Source organism: Moritella viscosa, from assembly GCF_900120065.1.
In the GTDB taxonomy this organism is placed as follows: Bacteria; Pseudomonadota; Gammaproteobacteria; order Enterobacterales; family Moritellaceae; genus Moritella; species Moritella viscosa.
This window is the reverse complement of record NZ_FPLG01000034.1, coordinates 78,459-96,277: the sequence shown is the minus strand read 5'-3', so window position 1 is coordinate 96,277 and position 17,819 is coordinate 78,459. Positions and strand designations below refer to the sequence as shown.

The 17,819-nt window shown below is 38.0% G+C and carries 16 protein-coding genes; 6 read left to right on the top strand and 10 right to left on the bottom strand.

Translation table 11 applies throughout. The annotated features are described in order from the left end of the window. Nucleotides 1-935 (top strand): phosphoethanolamine transferase (locus BT797_RS05300; protein WP_139291989.1); only part of this gene is annotated, 935 nt, incomplete at its 5' end. A gap of 74 nt (nucleotides 936-1,009) precedes the next feature. On the opposite strand, the gene BT797_RS05295 is transcribed toward BT797_RS05300, so the two are convergent. The 4 genes from BT797_RS05295 to BT797_RS05280 form a co-directional block, all read right to left on the bottom strand. After that, nucleotides 1,010-2,104, bottom strand: a complete 1,095-nt coding sequence (locus BT797_RS05295) for an acyltransferase family protein (protein WP_075471273.1) — start codon at nucleotides 2,102-2,104, stop codon at nucleotides 1,010-1,012. 44 nt (nucleotides 2,105-2,148) lie between these two features. Continuing rightward, on the bottom strand, nucleotides 2,149-2,541 hold the full coding sequence (locus tag BT797_RS05290) for a diacylglycerol kinase (protein ID WP_075471272.1): 393 nt from the start codon (nucleotides 2,539-2,541) through the stop codon (nucleotides 2,149-2,151). A gap of 353 nt (nucleotides 2,542-2,894) precedes the next feature. Beyond that, on the bottom strand, nucleotides 2,895-3,416 hold the full coding sequence (locus BT797_RS05285; RefSeq protein ID WP_075471271.1) for a hypothetical protein: 522 nt from the start codon (nucleotides 3,414-3,416) through the stop codon (nucleotides 2,895-2,897). A gap of 75 nt (nucleotides 3,417-3,491) precedes the next feature. Beyond that, on the bottom strand, nucleotides 3,492-4,916 hold the full coding sequence (locus BT797_RS05280; RefSeq protein WP_244534138.1) for a hypothetical protein: 1,425 nt from the start codon (nucleotides 4,914-4,916) through the stop codon (nucleotides 3,492-3,494). 17 nt (nucleotides 4,917-4,933) lie between these two features. Here BT797_RS05280 and BT797_RS05275 point away from each other — a divergent pair, with 17 nt between their 5' ends. From BT797_RS05275 to BT797_RS24215, 3 genes are all read left to right on the top strand, one after another. Next, nucleotides 4,934-6,109 (top strand): hypothetical protein, encoded by a 1,176-nt coding sequence (locus tag BT797_RS05275; RefSeq protein WP_045109773.1) that lies wholly within the window; start codon nucleotides 4,934-4,936, stop codon nucleotides 6,107-6,109. Between the two features lie 170 nt (nucleotides 6,110-6,279). Beyond that, nucleotides 6,280-8,508 (top strand): PAS domain-containing protein, encoded by a 2,229-nt coding sequence (locus tag BT797_RS24220; RefSeq protein WP_280173706.1) that lies wholly within the window; start codon nucleotides 6,280-6,282, stop codon nucleotides 8,506-8,508. After that, nucleotides 8,505-9,110, top strand: coding sequence for a methyl-accepting chemotaxis protein (locus tag BT797_RS24215; RefSeq protein ID WP_280173708.1), 606 nt, complete (start codon nucleotides 8,505-8,507; stop codon nucleotides 9,108-9,110). Before BT797_RS24220 ends, BT797_RS24215 begins: the two co-directional genes overlap by 4 nt. Here BT797_RS24215 and BT797_RS05265 read toward each other — a convergent pair. From BT797_RS05265 to BT797_RS05250, 4 genes are all read right to left on the bottom strand, one after another. Beyond that, nucleotides 9,107-9,604 (bottom strand): protein disulfide oxidoreductase, encoded by a 498-nt coding sequence (locus BT797_RS05265; RefSeq protein ID WP_075471270.1) that lies wholly within the window; start codon nucleotides 9,602-9,604, stop codon nucleotides 9,107-9,109. The genes BT797_RS24215 and BT797_RS05265 overlap by 4 nt on opposite strands. A gap of 37 nt (nucleotides 9,605-9,641) precedes the next feature. Further along, nucleotides 9,642-10,403 carry a DsbA family protein gene (locus BT797_RS05260; protein ID WP_045109770.1) on the bottom strand — a complete coding sequence of 254 codons (762 nt, stop codon included), beginning with the start codon at nucleotides 10,401-10,403 and terminating at the stop codon, nucleotides 9,642-9,644. Nucleotides 10,404-10,488: 85 nt separating this feature from the next. After that, nucleotides 10,489-12,537, bottom strand: coding sequence for a protein-disulfide reductase DsbD family protein (locus tag BT797_RS05255; RefSeq protein ID WP_075471269.1), 2,049 nt, complete (start codon nucleotides 12,535-12,537; stop codon nucleotides 10,489-10,491). Nucleotides 12,538-12,726: 189 nt separating this feature from the next. Then, entirely contained in the window at nucleotides 12,727-13,176 is a 450-nt protein-coding gene (locus BT797_RS05250) for a hypothetical protein (protein WP_075471268.1), read from the bottom strand. Nucleotides 13,177-13,525: 349 nt separating this feature from the next. Between BT797_RS05250 and BT797_RS05245 the strand changes: the two genes are divergently transcribed. Further along, nucleotides 13,526-13,813 carry a DUF3622 domain-containing protein gene (locus BT797_RS05245; RefSeq protein ID WP_045109767.1) on the top strand — a complete coding sequence of 96 codons (288 nt, stop codon included), beginning with the start codon at nucleotides 13,526-13,528 and terminating at the stop codon, nucleotides 13,811-13,813. 70 nt (nucleotides 13,814-13,883) lie between these two features. On the opposite strand, the gene BT797_RS05240 is transcribed toward BT797_RS05245, so the two are convergent. Next, entirely contained in the window at nucleotides 13,884-14,348 is a 465-nt protein-coding gene (locus BT797_RS05240) for a chorismate--pyruvate lyase family protein (protein ID WP_045109766.1), read from the bottom strand. Next, nucleotides 14,345-15,547, bottom strand: a complete 1,203-nt coding sequence (locus BT797_RS05235) for an MFS transporter (protein ID WP_065826296.1) — start codon at nucleotides 15,545-15,547, stop codon at nucleotides 14,345-14,347. The genes BT797_RS05240 and BT797_RS05235 overlap by 4 nt, the downstream gene beginning before the upstream one ends. Nucleotides 15,548-15,870: 323 nt before the next feature. Here BT797_RS05235 and BT797_RS05230 point away from each other — a divergent pair, with 323 nt between their 5' ends. After that, the gene (locus BT797_RS05230; protein WP_075471267.1) at nucleotides 15,871-16,779 is read left to right on the top strand and encodes a LysR family transcriptional regulator; all 909 of its coding nucleotides are present in this window, start codon (nucleotides 15,871-15,873) and stop codon (nucleotides 16,777-16,779) included. The last annotated feature ends 1,040 nt before the right edge of the window (nucleotides 16,780-17,819 follow it).

Below are 17,819 nucleotides of genomic sequence, written 5' to 3'. Positions count from 1 at the left end.
TCATCGTTTCAAATTCATCGAATAAGAAAAATTATGTCGTTATTATTGGTGAGTCAGTGCAAAAATCATCTTTGTTTTCATATGGATATCATAGAAAGACGACTAAACCTCTAAACGAAACAAATGGTATGACATTAATTTCAGATCCAATTGCACCAGCCCCCCAAACCGGAATGGCCTTAAGTAGAATTTTAGCCATCAATAATAAACTAAATATTAATAACAACTTAAACATTATCGATTTAGCAAATCTTTCTGGTTTCAATACATTCTGGTTTTCTAATCAAGGTCAGATTGGGATATACGATAGCCCCATCACTAATATTGCAAAAAGAACAGATTTAACCATATTTCATAATAAGAGTTATGAACAAGCAAATTCTGATTTCGTTTTAATCGAGGATTTAGAAGCACATTTAGATGGTAATTCAAATAATGTATACTTTCTTCATATGATTGGTTCTCATTTTGATTTTTGTGAAAGAACAAAAAACACAATAAAATTAGAAGATGCTTATAGAGAGCAATTGAAAGATGATCAAAACTGTTACGATGATACTATCCTAAACACCAGTATTTTTATAAATAAAGTCGTTTCTCTACTCGAATCTACCTCTTTAGATTATGAAATCATATATTTTTCAGATCACGGACTCGTGGATATAGAAAGAAAACCCTATAAATCTCATGGTGTCGGCAGTTTATTTCAGAGAAAAGCACTTGAAGTACCGCTTATATTTATTTCAAGTAGCAAAACCAGCAGTGACATGCAAAATACAACATATTTCATGAGAGATTTCCCACACACTTTCGCAGAATGGTTAGGTGTTACAGCAACACAAATTGATTATACTAAATCGGTTTTCCACCCAAGAATTAAGCAAGAAAAATATGCGTTGAATGACGCATCAGAAATAATATACTTTACTAAATAACGATATTTAAACATAGCGTTTCTAGGCAACAAGATTATATCATTCGCACGCTACGTCATCACCTCGTTGTAGATTTACCGTTTTAATAAACGGTGACATTTATTATTAACCTTCAATAAAAACACCGAATAAAGCGAAGCGATTGCCAAAAACAATAAACACAATACTATCGTTATTAATTCATTGTTTATCCCACGGGCCATACCTTCCCAAGGCGTTCTTAAGAATCCATTAACCAAAAATAACGGCATTGAGATCGTGCCAAAAAACATGCATATTTTGAACGCTAAACTGCCCTCTTTAATATTTTTCAATATGAAGCTAAAAATAAAGAGCAGGATAATACAAAAAAAGAAATGACTCACTAAGAAGGAATACTCATTAAAATTGCCTGCGGCGAATGCTGCAATTGACACACCAAACAACCAATTTGGTAAGTTAACTGGCTTATCCTGCGCTAAATAAATCCCTAAACACAATACTGGCATGTGGCCAATAATGGTAATAAAAACACTGACATTGCTATATAGATAACCGTTAGTCAGTAACGAAATGGCGATACAGACAAAACTAATAGCAATTAAAAATACGTTTCCAAATCGTTTGAACATAGCCAACATAAATGGAAATATTAAGTAAAATTGAAAAATAAACGATAAAAACCACCAGGGACCAACTAACGATAAACCTTGATATGGATAAAAGTTATATAACAGAGATAATTTAAAAATAAGTGGCTTTGAAAGAGGGATGAACCATTCGGCAAACCCCATACCATTATAAACAACATTAAAGGTAAACATAAAAATAAAGTATGACACGATTGCGAGTAAAAACATTGGATAAATTTTCACAAGGCGATCGATAATAAATTTTATATATAACAACTTATTTTCATTCTTTGCATATTTTTTCATTAAGCCATAAGCACTTAAAAAAATAAATATCTGCACGCCAAAATGACCAAAGTAGCTAAATAGTGCGCGAATAATACCTGCGGGCTCAGTTAATAAAATATCAAATAAATTGAACACTTTTCCTGACGTAAATTCCATTTCATTTTCGCTAGGGGTAGGAAAACGATGCATGAAATTATGAATAGCAATCATTAAGATACCCAAACCTTTTAAAATATTCGAATCTACCTTAGTAATTCCATTCCAAATCATATATTTATTCCTTTATAATTTAACGAGTCGAATTATATTTTTCACTATAAAACCACAATCATAAACCATACAAAGATAGCAAGGCAGAGGCTCACAAATACCGCTGCAGAACCTATGTCTTTAGCACGCCCACTTAACTCATGGTATTCGCTGCCAATGCGATCAACAGTGCTTTCAACTGCAGAGTTCAATAACTCAACAATTAACACTAATACTAGAGTTCCAACCAATAAAATTTTCTCGACATTAGTCACATCTAGCATTAAAGCGACAGGCGTAAATATCAGTAATAGTAGTAATTCCTGTCTTACCCCAGACTCATATTTTATCGCTGCACGGAGCCCCTTCATCGAATAACCAGTCGCTTTAAATATTCGTTTGAAACCGGTATAACCTGGCTTTCCACCTTGTTGATTCAAAGGGCGAGATTGCTTCATGAATATCCTCAATAAAATAAGTTAAATAATTGAGATAGGATACAGCAGCTATAGAATATTGACCATTAGCTTAGGGCGACCTAGTATTGATCCATATCGTTAGTCTGATTAATCATTGCGCTATATTAAAATGATAGATCATTTATGTTGTTCGAACATATTAAATATACTTTTAACTAATTGAAGCTTAGTAATATTTGTTACCAATAGAAATATCGTGGTGGCTATCAATTAAAAGGATATTACAAACAGGGACTAAGTTGGGGGGGAAGAGCCTGCTCTAGACAGGCTTAATATTAAATTAATTTGTATCGCCGGCATCAAATACCAGTTTATATACTAGCCAGTAATACTTATTTACTCTCAATCGCCAGTGGTATTTCTTCTAACATCATAGTGCCTTTCGTGACACCATCAGCCAGTTTCAAATATTCACTGGTGAAAATAGGGCGGAATTTATCAGCATCCATCGCCATATAATTGTTTAATTGGCGGTATAGAGTATAGACAAAGTTATCACCAGTCGCGGCACGTTCCGCAGGGCTCTTACGCTTAAATTTAAATAATCGTTCATAGGCTTTATCGTGATCGGAATGACCCATTAATATGACAGACTCACGCATGATCATATCCGCAACGACAGGTAAACTAGGCGGAAAATCATAAGGTAAACCATTGCTGCGACGCAGTGTTGGGATCTGCTCTGCAACCTTGATAACAGCTTCAGGCGCATATTTACTAAATGTCAGCTTCCAAATATTAAATTGTGCCGAATCATAATCATAATTAAATGACGGAAAACTACTTGCAAGCATGGTGTACATAGTTGCAATAGCTTCGGTTTGTGGCTGAGTTAAATTAATTGTTTGTTCCATACACCCTACTATTAAAATTTAGTATTTTAAGATCCATATATGCCGCAGTAGGCACTATCACTATATATTAATACGTTAATCATCATCGCTATCAGTAAAGCCTGGATCTATAAATCGTGGCGGCAATTTTTGTAATGGCGCTGGCGTTACCGTGCGCTCATTCATCTGTGGTCGTGATTGTCCGCCGTTTTGCGCTGTCATACCAACCGTTAACTTACTAATCCCCATATCCGCTAAGGCTTTGTTTAAGTTACTGTCTTTACGGCTCGCTTTCGACACATCTTGTTTGCCATTCAGGGCTAATGATATCAAGCTATGCACGCTAGTATCATCTTTAAATAATAGCCCAAATGCAAAGTTAACAGATTGATAATAAGGGTCTACTTGCGCACCATCAATTGCTAATTTAAGGTCAGCTTCGGTAAAGACTTCCAAACGTAATATGAGTCTGTCACGTTGCTCAGCAGTCATGCGTAAATTAATGCCGGCAGCCGTTTGTGTGCGTTCAAGCCAATAATTAAAGATACGTAACGCAGGAGAATCAGCTTGGCTAACTTCCATGCTATCAGCTAAACTAATCAGGCTTTCAATATTGCCGGAGTTAGTAAAAATATCATTAAAATTACGGCCTTTGTTCACCAAATCACGACGGTGATCAACACCATCAACAGCACGCTTAAGTTCGGTAATAGAATGCAGCATTAGCAGACTATGCAGTTTCTCAAAATGCGCTTGTTTTGGTGCAATATATTGCGACATCTGTAAGCGTTTAGAGCTAAACCAATAGTCATAAACTTGCTTAATGTCTGCCATCTTTTGTGGATCTTGCCTAATCTGATGATAGCTCGGCATGAACCCACTTTGATTCTGGATATGACGAACCCCTTGACGGCTTAACGTTGGCTGAAAAGGCTGGCGCGCAGCAGACGCAGGATTATTAACGGGTTGAATACGAGCTGGAGCATTTACCCTATTGACCGCTGAAACATCTTTAATATGTTGTAATTCAGTGCTATCAAGCTCATACCAATCAAAGGCAGGATTACGGCTATTAAGCTGAATACAGAGCACTTTGATGTGGTCGATAGTAAAACCTTGACGCATAAATTCATCACAGCGCACACGGAATTTACTGTTATTAAAATTCAAGCGTTTCTGAGAGTACTCAGCAACCAAATCAAATACTTGCTGGAAATATTGTAGACTTGGATCAGGCGCAGATACAGGTACTTCAACTTGTTCTTTAAAGTCTTCATACATAATGGCGTTGTTGATGTACAAACCAGTATCATCTTGCTGAAGATAGTTTTTATTAATCAGTTCAGTAATGCTATGCTGTTTATCTGATTGCAATGAAAAACGCGAAAAATCCGCAATGCGATCTTTATTCTTTTTGCATAACATCCATACTAATAAGCGAAATGCAGCATCAGAAAGCGATGATGATTGCGCGATATGATCGGGCACGATAAAGTATGTGCTCTCCATTTTTCTATTCATAACTGTTTAACACCACAATGCCATATTTAATTACAACTGAGCAATACGCTAATCTAAAGTCTACCATAGAAGACTTACTTGCACCTTTTGATTCCTTTGCTTTTTCAGACTTTGTTACTGTAACCCCTGTATCAGCGCTGACAGTAAAAAAAGCAGATCAACTGGTGACAGCCCAAGGTTATGAAATTACATTAGATCTTTTGGAACAAAGTGACGAGCGATATATTATCGAAGCGTATTATGATATCACTGATAACAAAAATATCTATGCAATAAATGAATACGCACAACCAATCAATTTATTAAAAAATCCGAGTTTTACCCGTATTTGTAGTATATGCGACACAACGACTAATCGCAGTCAGGGGCTTATCTTCAGTCATCCACAGCAAGGGGATTTCTGTGCACATTTAGCCTGTGTAAAAAAGCGTCTACCCGAACTAATGCCATTTGTAAATTATTTACAAAAACTACCCGCATTAGTTAATCATCTCGAGCAACTGCAAAGCAGTGTCTTTAGCCAAGTTTATTCATCCGGCGCCCCACTACGCTTATATTTAGCGATTGTTGAAGATGAAATACGCCAACACGGCTTTATCAGTAAACAGGATGCAATCCAATTTCATCATAGCTTTAATCACGCAACTTATAAAAAAGCAGCACAACGCTATCAAAAATCCGCTTATCCTAAAGACCTCAGCTTTGAGTTTGTTGAAAAGGCGATTTTGTATACCAAACAAATAAAGTCCACCAGCTTAAACGACAAGTTAAAACAACTGTGTGGCCAAAGTGTGCTGGCAGAAAATGAACTGGCAACAGCCGCTTTAATTATTTCAAACTATATCGTGAATAACCAAGGTTTGTTAAGCCATCAATCACCATTAGCAACCGACAAAAAACTCGCATTACATAATGACGGTAGCAATATTAGTGAGGCATTACGCTTAAAAGGCAAGCTAGGTGATTATGTACGTTGCCGTATTACGGTAAATAGCTGTAAATACCAAATCGTCACCAAACGCTACGATATACGTGGTAAAGATGATACCGGACGTGTTATTCAGTTCAATCACAGCCAAGTAATTACTGAAAAATCATACATTTACATTAGTGGCTTCATTTCTAAATTTTATCAAAATCAATACGGCTATACTATCTCGGTATTGAAAGGGGTTAAGCAGCTATCAGCTTAACGTTATCACAAGCAATTTGACCTAATGCCTCGCAGCGCATAATCCTATAAAAATCACCTATTTTATAAGATCTAGCTCGCAATAATTTGATTTCTCTTACTAATGCCTCTCATATTACCAATTTAGAGCTAGGGTTGTTATCAGAACTTACCCACTTAGAGGCAATGGCAATGAAAATCAACATGCCAGTTACGGACACAGAACAGTTTATGAAAGACGGAGATATTCTTGTCTCCAAAACTGATTTAAAAGGCAGTATTACCTTCGTAAACCGTGCTTTCATTGAGCTCAGTGGATTTACCGAATCAGAGTTATTACGTAAAAGTCACAGTATCGTTCGACATCCCGATATGCCAGCAGCCGCGTTTAAAGACCTATGGGAAACAATACAACAAGGTAATCCATGGACAGGTATCATTAAGAATAGAGTAAAGAATGGTGATTTCTATTGGGTAGTTGCCAATGTTATCCCTATCAAAAAAAACGGCCAAGTCATCGAATTTATGTCGGTCAGAACCAAACCAACGCAACAAGAAGTTAAAGATGCAGAGCTCACCTATGTGACGATGAATGCCGATAACCGACCACGAAAAAAACGATTAATCGCACTCAAACAACTCTTTGTTAACGCCGGACTCAAAGCCAAACTATCAATATTAACCACCTTTGTCGCTTTTATCTTAATCGCAGGTGCGCTTGCTCAATACACAAGCGTGCACAAAATAGAAACCACTTGGGATAACTACCAAACCGATATCACCGCACGTGGTACCCTCATTAACGAGATCACATCCTCATTAGGTTACGGCGGTATCATCCCCCACTTTAAAAATTATGTTTTACGTCAAGATGATAACTACCGACAGCAGTTTATCCAAGGCTATGCAGCATTGCTTAAGCAGATTAGTCGCTATCAAGCACTACCAGATGTTAATTTACAAGAGCAATACGCGTTAAAAGAGATCTCGCTTGTCGCAGAGCAATATCGCCAGCATCTAGACAGTGTTCAATCACTTATCACTAACGGTGTTGAAACAAACCAAATTGATGCCAGTGTGAATATTGATGATAAACCTGCTCTTAATGCACTTTTACAATTACAACAAAACTATGCATCACTCACACAGCAAGCCGCCAACACGCTACATACACAAATCACGGACTCATTCGTGAGCCTGGGTATTGAAAAACTGGCAACGTTCTTCATCTTAGCGTGCCTTGCCGTCATGGTATTTCAGCGAGCAATCATGAAACCAATCAAGCAGTTAATTGGTATTTTCAGTAAAATCAATGAAGGTAAATACGAGAACAAATTTGAAATCCGTAATAACAGCGAATTTGGTAAATTATTTCAAGCTATTTACGTCACCCAGACCAAACTCAATTTCGATATTCAAGAGTCACGATTAACCGCTGAAGAAGCATTACGTATCAAAAATGCTTTGGACAACGTAACAGCCAATGTCATGGTGGCGGATGGGCAACGTAATATTATTTATATGAATGAGTCGGTTGATAAATTACTTAAAAATGCTGAAAAAGATTTCAAAAAAGAGTTACCCGACTTTAATGTAGACAATTTACTCGGCTCAAGTATCGATGTATTCCATAAAGACCCACAACATCAACAGCAGATACTACAAGGATTGTCATCTACCCATGAGGCAAATATCAATATTGGCGGTAGAACCATGCAGTTAACACTTAATCCAGTGATAAACGCAACAAATGAGCGTCTCGGTACAGTCGTTGAGTGGAGTGATAAAACCGCAGAGCTAGCAATCGAACAAGAGATCGACACGATTGTTGCAGCGGCGGCAAATGGTGATTTATCCAAACGTATTACGCTGGAAGGTAAAAATGAGTTCTTCACGAAGTTAAGCTTAGGATTAAATGAGTTACTCGAAAGCTCATCGTCGTTTGTCAGCGATGTGGGGGACTTGTTTTCTCGTATGTCCGGAGGTGATTTAACCCAGTCAATCGAGCAAGAATATAATGGTGAATTTCAAAAAATTAAAAATGATGCCAATAACACTATCGATAAACTCACCTCAATTATCAGTCAGATCCGTACCTCCGCAGATACAGTCAATACCGCATCACACGAAATTGCACTAGGTAATGCTGACCTCAGTCAACGTACAGAAGAACAAGCTTGCTCACTTGAACAAACAGCATCGAGTATGGAAGAAATCACAGCAACCGTGAAACAAAGCGCAGCCAATACCGATGAAGCAAATAAACGTGCAACAGAAGCTAAAAACAAAGCACAGAACGGCGGTAAAACCGTACAAGATGCGGTTTCAGCAATGAAAGAGATTCTCACTGCGAGTAATCGTATCAATGATATTATCGGCGTCATCGATGAAATCGCATTTCAAACTAATCACTCGCACTGAACGCCGCTGTAGAAGCTGCGCGAGCCGGAGAACAGGGACGCGGATTTGCCGTCGTTGCTGCTGAAGTCAGAAATCTATCACAACGCTCCGCTGATGCAGCGAAAGAAATTAAAGACTTGATCCGTGACAGTGTTGAAAAAGTAAAAATAGGTTCATCACTGGTTAATGACTCGGGTGATACTTTACAAGAAATCGTTCATTCAGTTAAACATGTAGCTAATATGATTGCAGAAGTCAGTAATGCGGCAACGGAACAATCTTGCGGTATTGAGCAAGTGAATCAAGCGGTAAATCAAATGGATGAAGTGACCCAACAAAACGCCTCACTGGTGGAGCAAGCATCAGCGGCTAGCTCGGCTATGTCTGAGCAAGTAAATCACATGACCCAATTGATTCAATTCTTTAAACTAATACAAACAGCACCCAAAGAAACCGTCCTTCAACATGGACAGCATGCATCACAAAGACATCGACAGCGTCATAATGCAAACTACCGCCATGGACAACTACCTACTGCACAGCCAATAACGACGCAGGAAAGGCAATCCAATGACAAGGCGATAGCCGCATTATCAAATAACGAGAACTGGGATGAATTTTAGCTCAGCATTAATCGCCACCAGATCCCAGGCAAACTGGTGACCCCAGAAGTAAACCATTTAACCTCACCATCTTTCACAATTAAGATGGTAGGGGTGACTTTCACTTTCCAATCACTACCTAGGTCATAATTTTCATCATTAACCACATCAAAATCATACTCATGATGCTGTAAGTATTTTTTCACCTTTAGCGCTTCACCTGAACTTAAGGCAACAGTCACCACCGGATAGTATTCCGATAATGTATCAACAGCAGGGCTAACAAAACGACACACAGAACACCAAGTTGCCCAAAAATAAACAACCACAGCTTGATCTTTACTTAACTCCGCAAGATCAATCGGTTCTCCGGCCAATGTCATTCCAGCTAATACAGGAATATTATGTTTTGGAAAATCTTTTCCACGCCATACATCTACAGCCGCAGTAATGACAAGTGCCAGCAATATAAATATCACTAATTGTTTAGTCCAGCCAAGTAGCCGTTGTTTCATTTACTTGCTTCCTTTGATGATGAAATAAATATCAACACTACTTCTTACGCTGTGCTTCTAATGCACGCTTCACTTGCTGTTCAAGCTGCTCGTAAGGCACAAGACCACCGACAATTTGATCGGCAAAGATAAGACCCGGCGTTCCACTTAGTCCAAATTCACGCATCAACGTCATACTACCTTTAATTGTCGTTTCAACACTCTTAGCCGTATTATCTAACCACTCATCCGTGTCGGTGATCTTACCCACTTTAGCGATAGCACCACTGTCTAAACGACTTGGGCGTGACATTAACTTCTTGTGTAATTCAGCGAATTTAGCGGGCTCATTTGCCCATACTGTTAAGGCTAAATCAGTTGCTTCTTTCGAACTTGGACCTAAGATTGGTACCAACTTATAAACAACACGTATTTCTGGGAACTCTTCGACTAATTGATCTAATAACGGCTCAATTTTCTTGCAGTAAGGGCAGTTGAAGTCAGTAAAGTAAGCAATGGTTAATGCTGGGTTTTCAGCGCCTATCCACGGGTCCATTTTGTTATTAAACAAGGCCACGTGATTATCACCTAAGCTTTTCTGCTGCTGGGCTTTCACTTTATTCTGTTCATGCGCCTGTAGGGCAATAATTGCTTCTTTTAAGATCTCAGGATTGTTTACCAATGTTTCTTTCACCATTTGGTTAAACTTGTCTTGTTGCACAGCCGTCATATCCATTTGTTCAGGTGCTGCCCACGCCATTTGCGTCGCTAAAATAGCGGCTGAGATAGTGGTGGAAAGTGCTAATAATTTCGTTTTCATTGTAATCCCTATTTATTAAATTTGTTTCTGTATTTGTTTACGAATCGTCATACCCCACGCATATACGCAGGGCAGAAATTGATTATTACTTGCCGCCCGCTTGCTTAATTGCATTCAGCACAGCATCGTCACTTAAAATAACCGGCAGTGGTATACCGTTCGGCGCCTTAGGCCCATAAACAATATTAAATGGGACACCAAAACGACCGTGACGTTGTAAGTAATTCGTCACTTTTTCAGATCTAACCGTCCAATCACCTTTCATCGTGACTACGTTTTCCGTTAGCAGTTTGCTATATACAGGATCTTGTAATACGACACCTACCTTATTGGCCTTACAAGTAATACACCAATCAGCAGTGATATCCACAAATACTGTTTTACCTTCTTTTATTTGTTGCTCGATACGTACAGTATCAAGATCTTGCCACACTAAGTCATCCGGCAAACCGTTTGACCACTTGCTCGTTGTTAACGACGCTGCCAACATACCAGCGCTACCAAGCAACAAACCGACACTGATAAGTACAGCTCGTTTACCTTTAAGTTTTATCATAAAACCAATAAAGACCAAGCTAACCACACTAAACAGACCATAAATAGCAAATGTAGGTAAGAAACTAGACAACAAGGTAACTAGCCACAAACAAGTTAGCATTAACAAACCGGCAAACACAGTTTTCACTGACCCCATCCAACGACCAGGTTTAGGTAATAGACTGACAAGGCTTGGGAAAGTTGCAACTAACAACCACGGTAGAGCCATTCCAATTGCTAAGGCAGTAAAGATAACAAATAAACTTAATGTATCAGCACCCAGTGCATAAGCAACTGCGGTACCCAAAAATGGTGCGCTACAAGGCGTTGCGAGTAACGTAGCGAACATACCTTGCAAGAAATGTCCACGATTACTATCATCACCCGCCGTGGCTAATTTCGTTTGTAAGTTTGACGATAAACTAAACTCAAACGCACCTAGCATGTTTAATGAGAATACCGCGGTGATAACAACCATGACCGCAATAAACCAAGGACTTTGGAATTGAATACCCCAACCTATCGCCTGGCCAGACACTTTTAATACAAAGATGAAGGCTGCAAGTAACCAGAATGACACGATAATACCGGCCGCAGAAGCAAGGAATTGCTGCCTTATTTTACCTTTCTCGACATTTGGTGCATCGATAATAGTGCTCAGTTTCATGCCCAGAACCGGTAATACACACGGCATTATATTGAGGATTAAACCACCTAATAAAGCAAACAGTACAATTCCCATTAACGACTTACCTGCGATAGTAACTTGTCCCGCAATGACAGGCGTCGAAAACTCTAACGCTTGCTCTGAGGTGATGACAGTTAAATTTAACGTTTTATCGATTAATTCAACGTCACCCAACCAACTACTTGCGTCAAATACCGCAATTAAATGATCTGCTGACTCTTCTACCGTCTTTAGTTTAAAGGCTGTGTCTAAGTCTCCATCAATCAATAATCTCGGTGTTTCGCCCCAGTGATAGCCAGATATTGTCGCTTGTAATTGACTATTAGCGTGATCCCATACTAATTGAACCGCATTATTATCAACCACTTTTGTCGGTACTTGTGTGATGCTTTTATTATACAAAAACATCGCTTCAGCATCCGCTTCCAAATTTTGAATATCAACTGACATGTTAATATCATAATCAGTTAATACACAAATACTCGTACACGAAGATAAGGTTAATTTACCCGCTAATACCAGTGGTTTATTAATGTCTTCTAACTGTAACTTAATTGGAAAGCTAACCGCATCCGTATACCCATAAGTCTCTAACCCAAGCAATGAGAAATGTTTTGGTACTGGCCACTGCCAGTCACTGCCAACAAGATTTGTCGACTCTTGCCAATCAATACTTGGTGCGATACCGCCTTCACCCGGTGAACGCCAATAGGTTTTCCAGTTATCAGCAAGCTTTATTTCAAGTACAGCGGGCACTGTATTATTGGTTTTATCCACTTGCCCTGTCAGCATAAAGCGTAACTGAATTGGTGGGTGTGATGGGTCTTGTAACCAGCCTGTTGTTTGTGCAGAAATACTCACGGATATAAGCAGCAAACAACTCACAAATAAGGTTTTTATTGTCTTCAAATCATGTCTCCAAGAAGTAATTAAAGTCATCTTGCTGATGCTTCAATACCAATTGCATTTAATGGGGCGTCGATAAAAATAATTATTCTTTAATATACCCGAGCTATAAAGATGAATTAAATACTATTTAATATAAAACGGTGATTAAATTTTGTATTTTAAGTTATCGCGGAGGTATATTAAGAAATATTATTCTTCAAATTTACACAAAATAAGGTGGCGGCGTCGAGAAGGGACAAATGTGTTTGCTAGATAAGTAAAGTTGGGAGTTTGACGCGTAAAGTAATGGCTAAATAGGATGATCATTAAAATAACCATGACTAGCTCGTCCATATGCGTACTGGCTTTTTGTAATAATGTCTCAGTCAGTTTACAGGCACCGTCACTGTTATCAAGATAACTGGCATCTGTAAGTTCGGTGTTCGTCACAGCGCTAAAGTCAGCATTAGAATTCACACTTTCATTAGTACTAGTCAGGCTATTTAACGGAACATTGTCTAATTGAGCACTGGTTAATTGAGCACTACTTAGCACAGGCTGATTAAATGAATAAGCATTGTTAACCATGCAAACAATCAAAAATGCTACTATTAACAGCAGGCTTATATTTGCGTTGTTTGTTGGTTTAGTGATGCGCATACATTCTTACGTTGTAATTAATCATAGGGCTTCTTTTTACCGATAATCACGAAATATAACAAGTAGGGCTAATTAAAATTACCCTTCTTTACGTAAATACCGCTAATAAATGACGAAATACAACAAAATGTTGCGATGAATTTCATTAATTGCTGGTGTTTTTGTCATTTTAGCCTAGAATCCCGCCTTCTAATTCATTTCTCTTTATCCAGTGTTGATAACAAAATGTATCGCGATGATTAAGTAGAATGAAAAAGCATAAATAAGATATCCAAGCTAGTCTCAGATAAAGCATCCTAAAGTAGTTTGGGGATATCATCACACTGAATAATCGCTAGGAAATAGACACATGGCAAAAGGTAAAAAGTACGATTTTAATTTGGTACTAGTAGACGGTTCTTGGACTGCTGAGATAGTGAGAAAAATCACATCTAAAAAAACAGTTGTATCAAAAAGCCAAGCGGGCTTTGCTTCAGAAGCTGAAGCACAAATTTGGGCTGAAACTGAATTAAAAGGTTTCTTACAAAACCAAATCGAACGTAACGCACGTCGCATTCGCCTCGTTTCAGAAAGCGTTGAAGATAATGCAGAAGAAATCGTTGAAGAGTCTGACGAATCAGAAAAAGACGACGCTTAATATCACCCAGATATAAGCAACGCCTTACAGCCATCGCTAATTACGCTTAATTAGCGATGGCCACTCAATACTAGCGTTCCCCTCTCAATATATCATGTGCATCAGGTAAGAATATTTCAAGCAATGATAGCTGGTTGCTCTGCCATCTAAAATAAGAACGTCTTGCATACACTATTTCCGTTCTATCTAGATTTATCATGTCACGATCAAGCTGACTAACTTGGAAAAACGAATACTCACTACGCTTTACGTTCTGCTCTGCAAATAATAATTGTTCACCCAAAGATTTATCTCCAAGCTCACAAAATTTATTCACTATCACAGAGTCCTCTGACATTAAAGACGATCGCGCTAATATTAAACTAGACTGGTTGTTCATCAGTATAGTTTGACGAAAAAACGTACTCTGATCCAACTTACCTTTTTCTTGCTCAATAATATGGAAATTGACACACCGAGCTTTAAGTCGCTTGGTCAGAGACCCTGGATCATTCATATAATGAGGCACTAAGTTAACAACAGGTACTAATTTCATGAGAAGTTCTTCCCAAAGCAGACGTCATTCTCTCTTACCTTTAACGCCTCCTCTTTTGGCTCTTTTATATCGAGAAAACGAGCGCACAAGCATGCCGTAATAGCCGCAATCATGGCAAAGATAAGAAAAACGAGCCCTTCTGGTAGTAACATATTTAGCTGTAAAACAAATGCACTAAGCGCCTGCCCCAAGAAGTAAGACATCACAAACCCACTCATTAAACGAGCACGCAGTACCGCAGTACTTAACGACATGATCATATGGCTTAACGTTGGTAGTAATAATCCAAAACCTATTCCTGAAAATACAATCGTGACATAAGCCCGCCATTCAAATTGAGTTAGTGCAAGCAAAGTTAATGCAATTGCATAACAACTGAAGCAAATAACTAATAACCATCGCTCACCCAACGTTGACAACATATGCCGAAATAAATAAGCGACAATTACCGAGAGCACGCTCATACCGGCCATAACTATACCGATCATACTACTTGTTAAAGATAAAGATGAAACCAGTGTAAAAGGTAAATTAATAAGGATCATATAGTAAAAAAGCATACCAATTAAACCCATTACATAGGAAGGAAAGACCCGCTTAATATCAGATCCTGTTAAACGTTTTTTTATCTCATTATCCCTATGTGTGGGTATAGTAATCGCCTTTGCCGACATAATTAAAATAACAAAGGACAGTAAATATAGGGAAAATGGAAAACGCCAATTATATTCTGCTAAGCTACCGCTTAAGAGCACAAACACAACGCCCCCCAGATTAACTGCTATTGATTGGAAAGAGATAAAGTCTGTACGCGATTTACCTTGAAATGCACTTCCTATAATATGATTAATGACAGTCATGCATATCGCAATACCAACACCAAATAACAAACGAAAGTATAATAGCGCATAGATTGAGTTAAGCCATAGACCACTACTACCAGCTGCCCCATAAATAAATAGTCCAACAAGTAACGCGTTTTTCTCTCCGACGAGCCTCATTAGCTTGTCAACAAATGGCGCCGATAATACCACTCCGATTGCAGGTAATGTCATGAGTAATGACACGTAGAACGGGTCATTAAACACCTGATTAATCTGTGTCAATGAAGGGCCTATCGCAGCGTTCCCCATGACAAGTAAGCTGCACCCCAATAATAAACAAATTTTCATTAAGGTATTCGATTTATACGTAGACATTGATTCTCTCTTTATATTGAAATCAGAATAATCAGAGAGATAAATCTAATTTATCTATTTAATATTATTGTTTAATTTTATATTGGTAGGTATGTATCTTTCATCCACTATATGAGTTTCATCATCACCGTAATAGTCTCAATAAAGCAACACTGCGTTGCTTATTTTCAACTTTGCTTAATGGTATAAAGTAGTTAAAATAAACTCGGGATTAATAGATAAGTGAGCTAAAGCTCAATATCTTATGAATAGTTATTTATGATAAAAAACATTCTATACTCGTATAATATTTTTCTGATTTATGTATTACATTTAGGATAGCTATGAATTGGAATTTGAATGACTTACCTTTATTTATTGCCGTAGCTGAAAGCAACAGTTTTTCAAAAGCCGCAGTACGATTAAACATACAAAAATCAAGTATTAGTCGTGCAATAGCTCGCTTAGAAGAGCGGCTTAATGTAAAACTCCTAGAACGTAACAATCGTTATCTTCGTCTTACTTCTGATGGAGCACAACTATATCAGCAACTAAAACCATTACTCGAACAGGTTAACCTTGCTGGTGATGAACTCTGCCAAAAAGGACTTGCAGGAGAATTAAATATCGCTGTCACCTTGGCATTTTCACGAGAAGTCATGGCTCCACATTTAAATGACTTTGTTACGCGTTTTCCAGACATTTGCTTAAACATGAAAAGCACTACACGAATCTTGAATTTGTATGAAGACAAGTTAGACTTAGCTATCCAACTTGGTCCATTGGTTCCTTCGGGATTTTATGCTCAACATCTTGCAGATATTGAGCTTTGCTGGATGAGTTCTCCTACCTATTTATCTGCTTATCCAGAGTTGATCAACTCCAGTTGGTTAGAAATACAAAAACATGTGCGTTATTATCATACCCAAGAAAATTATCCTGCTAATTTTTGTTTATTCGCACCCGATGGAAATAAATATCCTGTGACCTTCCCTATGGCAAATCAACTCGAAGATGTACTGATGGTACGCGACTCGGTCGTAGCAGGTGCAGGAATATCCCTATTACCTGATATTTATTGTCGGAAATTAGTGAAAGAAAAAAAACTTATCAAAATTGCACCAGAAATAAAGGTCAGCCCAAATGTGACGATTTATGCCGTCTATGCCAGTAAGAAAAGTTCATCACCACGATTAAAAACAATGCTTTCTTTTATGAACGAAATCACCAAAAAATACTTAACAACTGATTAACCGTAACAGTAAATAGTCAATTAACATCTAACTGCCATCGCTAATTACGCTTAATCAACGATGGCCACCCACATCAAGTCTTCTAACGCTTAATACACCGCCAACCTCAAACTCTGCAATCCGTCTTGTACCCACATACAATAACGCGCCATTTGAATCAAAATTATCGCGAAGATCACCACAGCGGCTACCCCCTTACCCGCTATAAATGATTACAGCAACACTGTTCAATTGAAATGGGTGACACTATGATTTTATAGCCTGTTATTGGTATTTTGTGAAATCAGTCACGATTTATAAAAAGACAATCCGGTTTACCTTGCTGCTAAAGTTAATATCAATAGACTCAGTTACATAGCTAGTATCTCCGATTACTTACAAGGAAAACAAATGCTGATTATATGTTGATTTATTTAGCGAGCTCACTTTATAACAAAGCCCGGCACACGTTACGACTATCACTCATTAGGCCTCAAGCAGGAATTAAGAAAGTATGTTAAAAATCTTTATTTGGGGGTTAATTAGGCTTAGTGTCGTTATAGTTTTCGTATATCCAGTGGTACACGCCATTGTTATAATGGCTGCTACGGCACTGCCTCAGTTTACCGTAGACATAAGATTTGAAGTTGTCGTTTGGTTATCTTCATTGATAAGTGTTTTGGGTTATATTTTTATCAGAACAGCAAACACTAAAGAAGTCGGTAAGTTCATTCTCTTAAGTATGTTCGGATCGATTGTTTTGACGATGTATGAGGGCGATATGTCCGGAACGTTTCCATTTAGGTACATCTCTTCGTCATTATTTTTAGCTGTTTTGTGTCTGATTATGATGGTGTATTTCGTGTTCCCAATAAGACAATTAAAACCATTTATGTTTCTAGTGCCCATATCTGCATCTTCATGGCTAATGTATAAATCTATCTATTCACCTTCATACTACGCATATTATTTTTTTAGTAGCAAGCCATCTATATCCTCTGACATCTATGAGAAAATAATCTCAAAAATACCTCAAATATTCTTAGATGGTTTTATTTCAG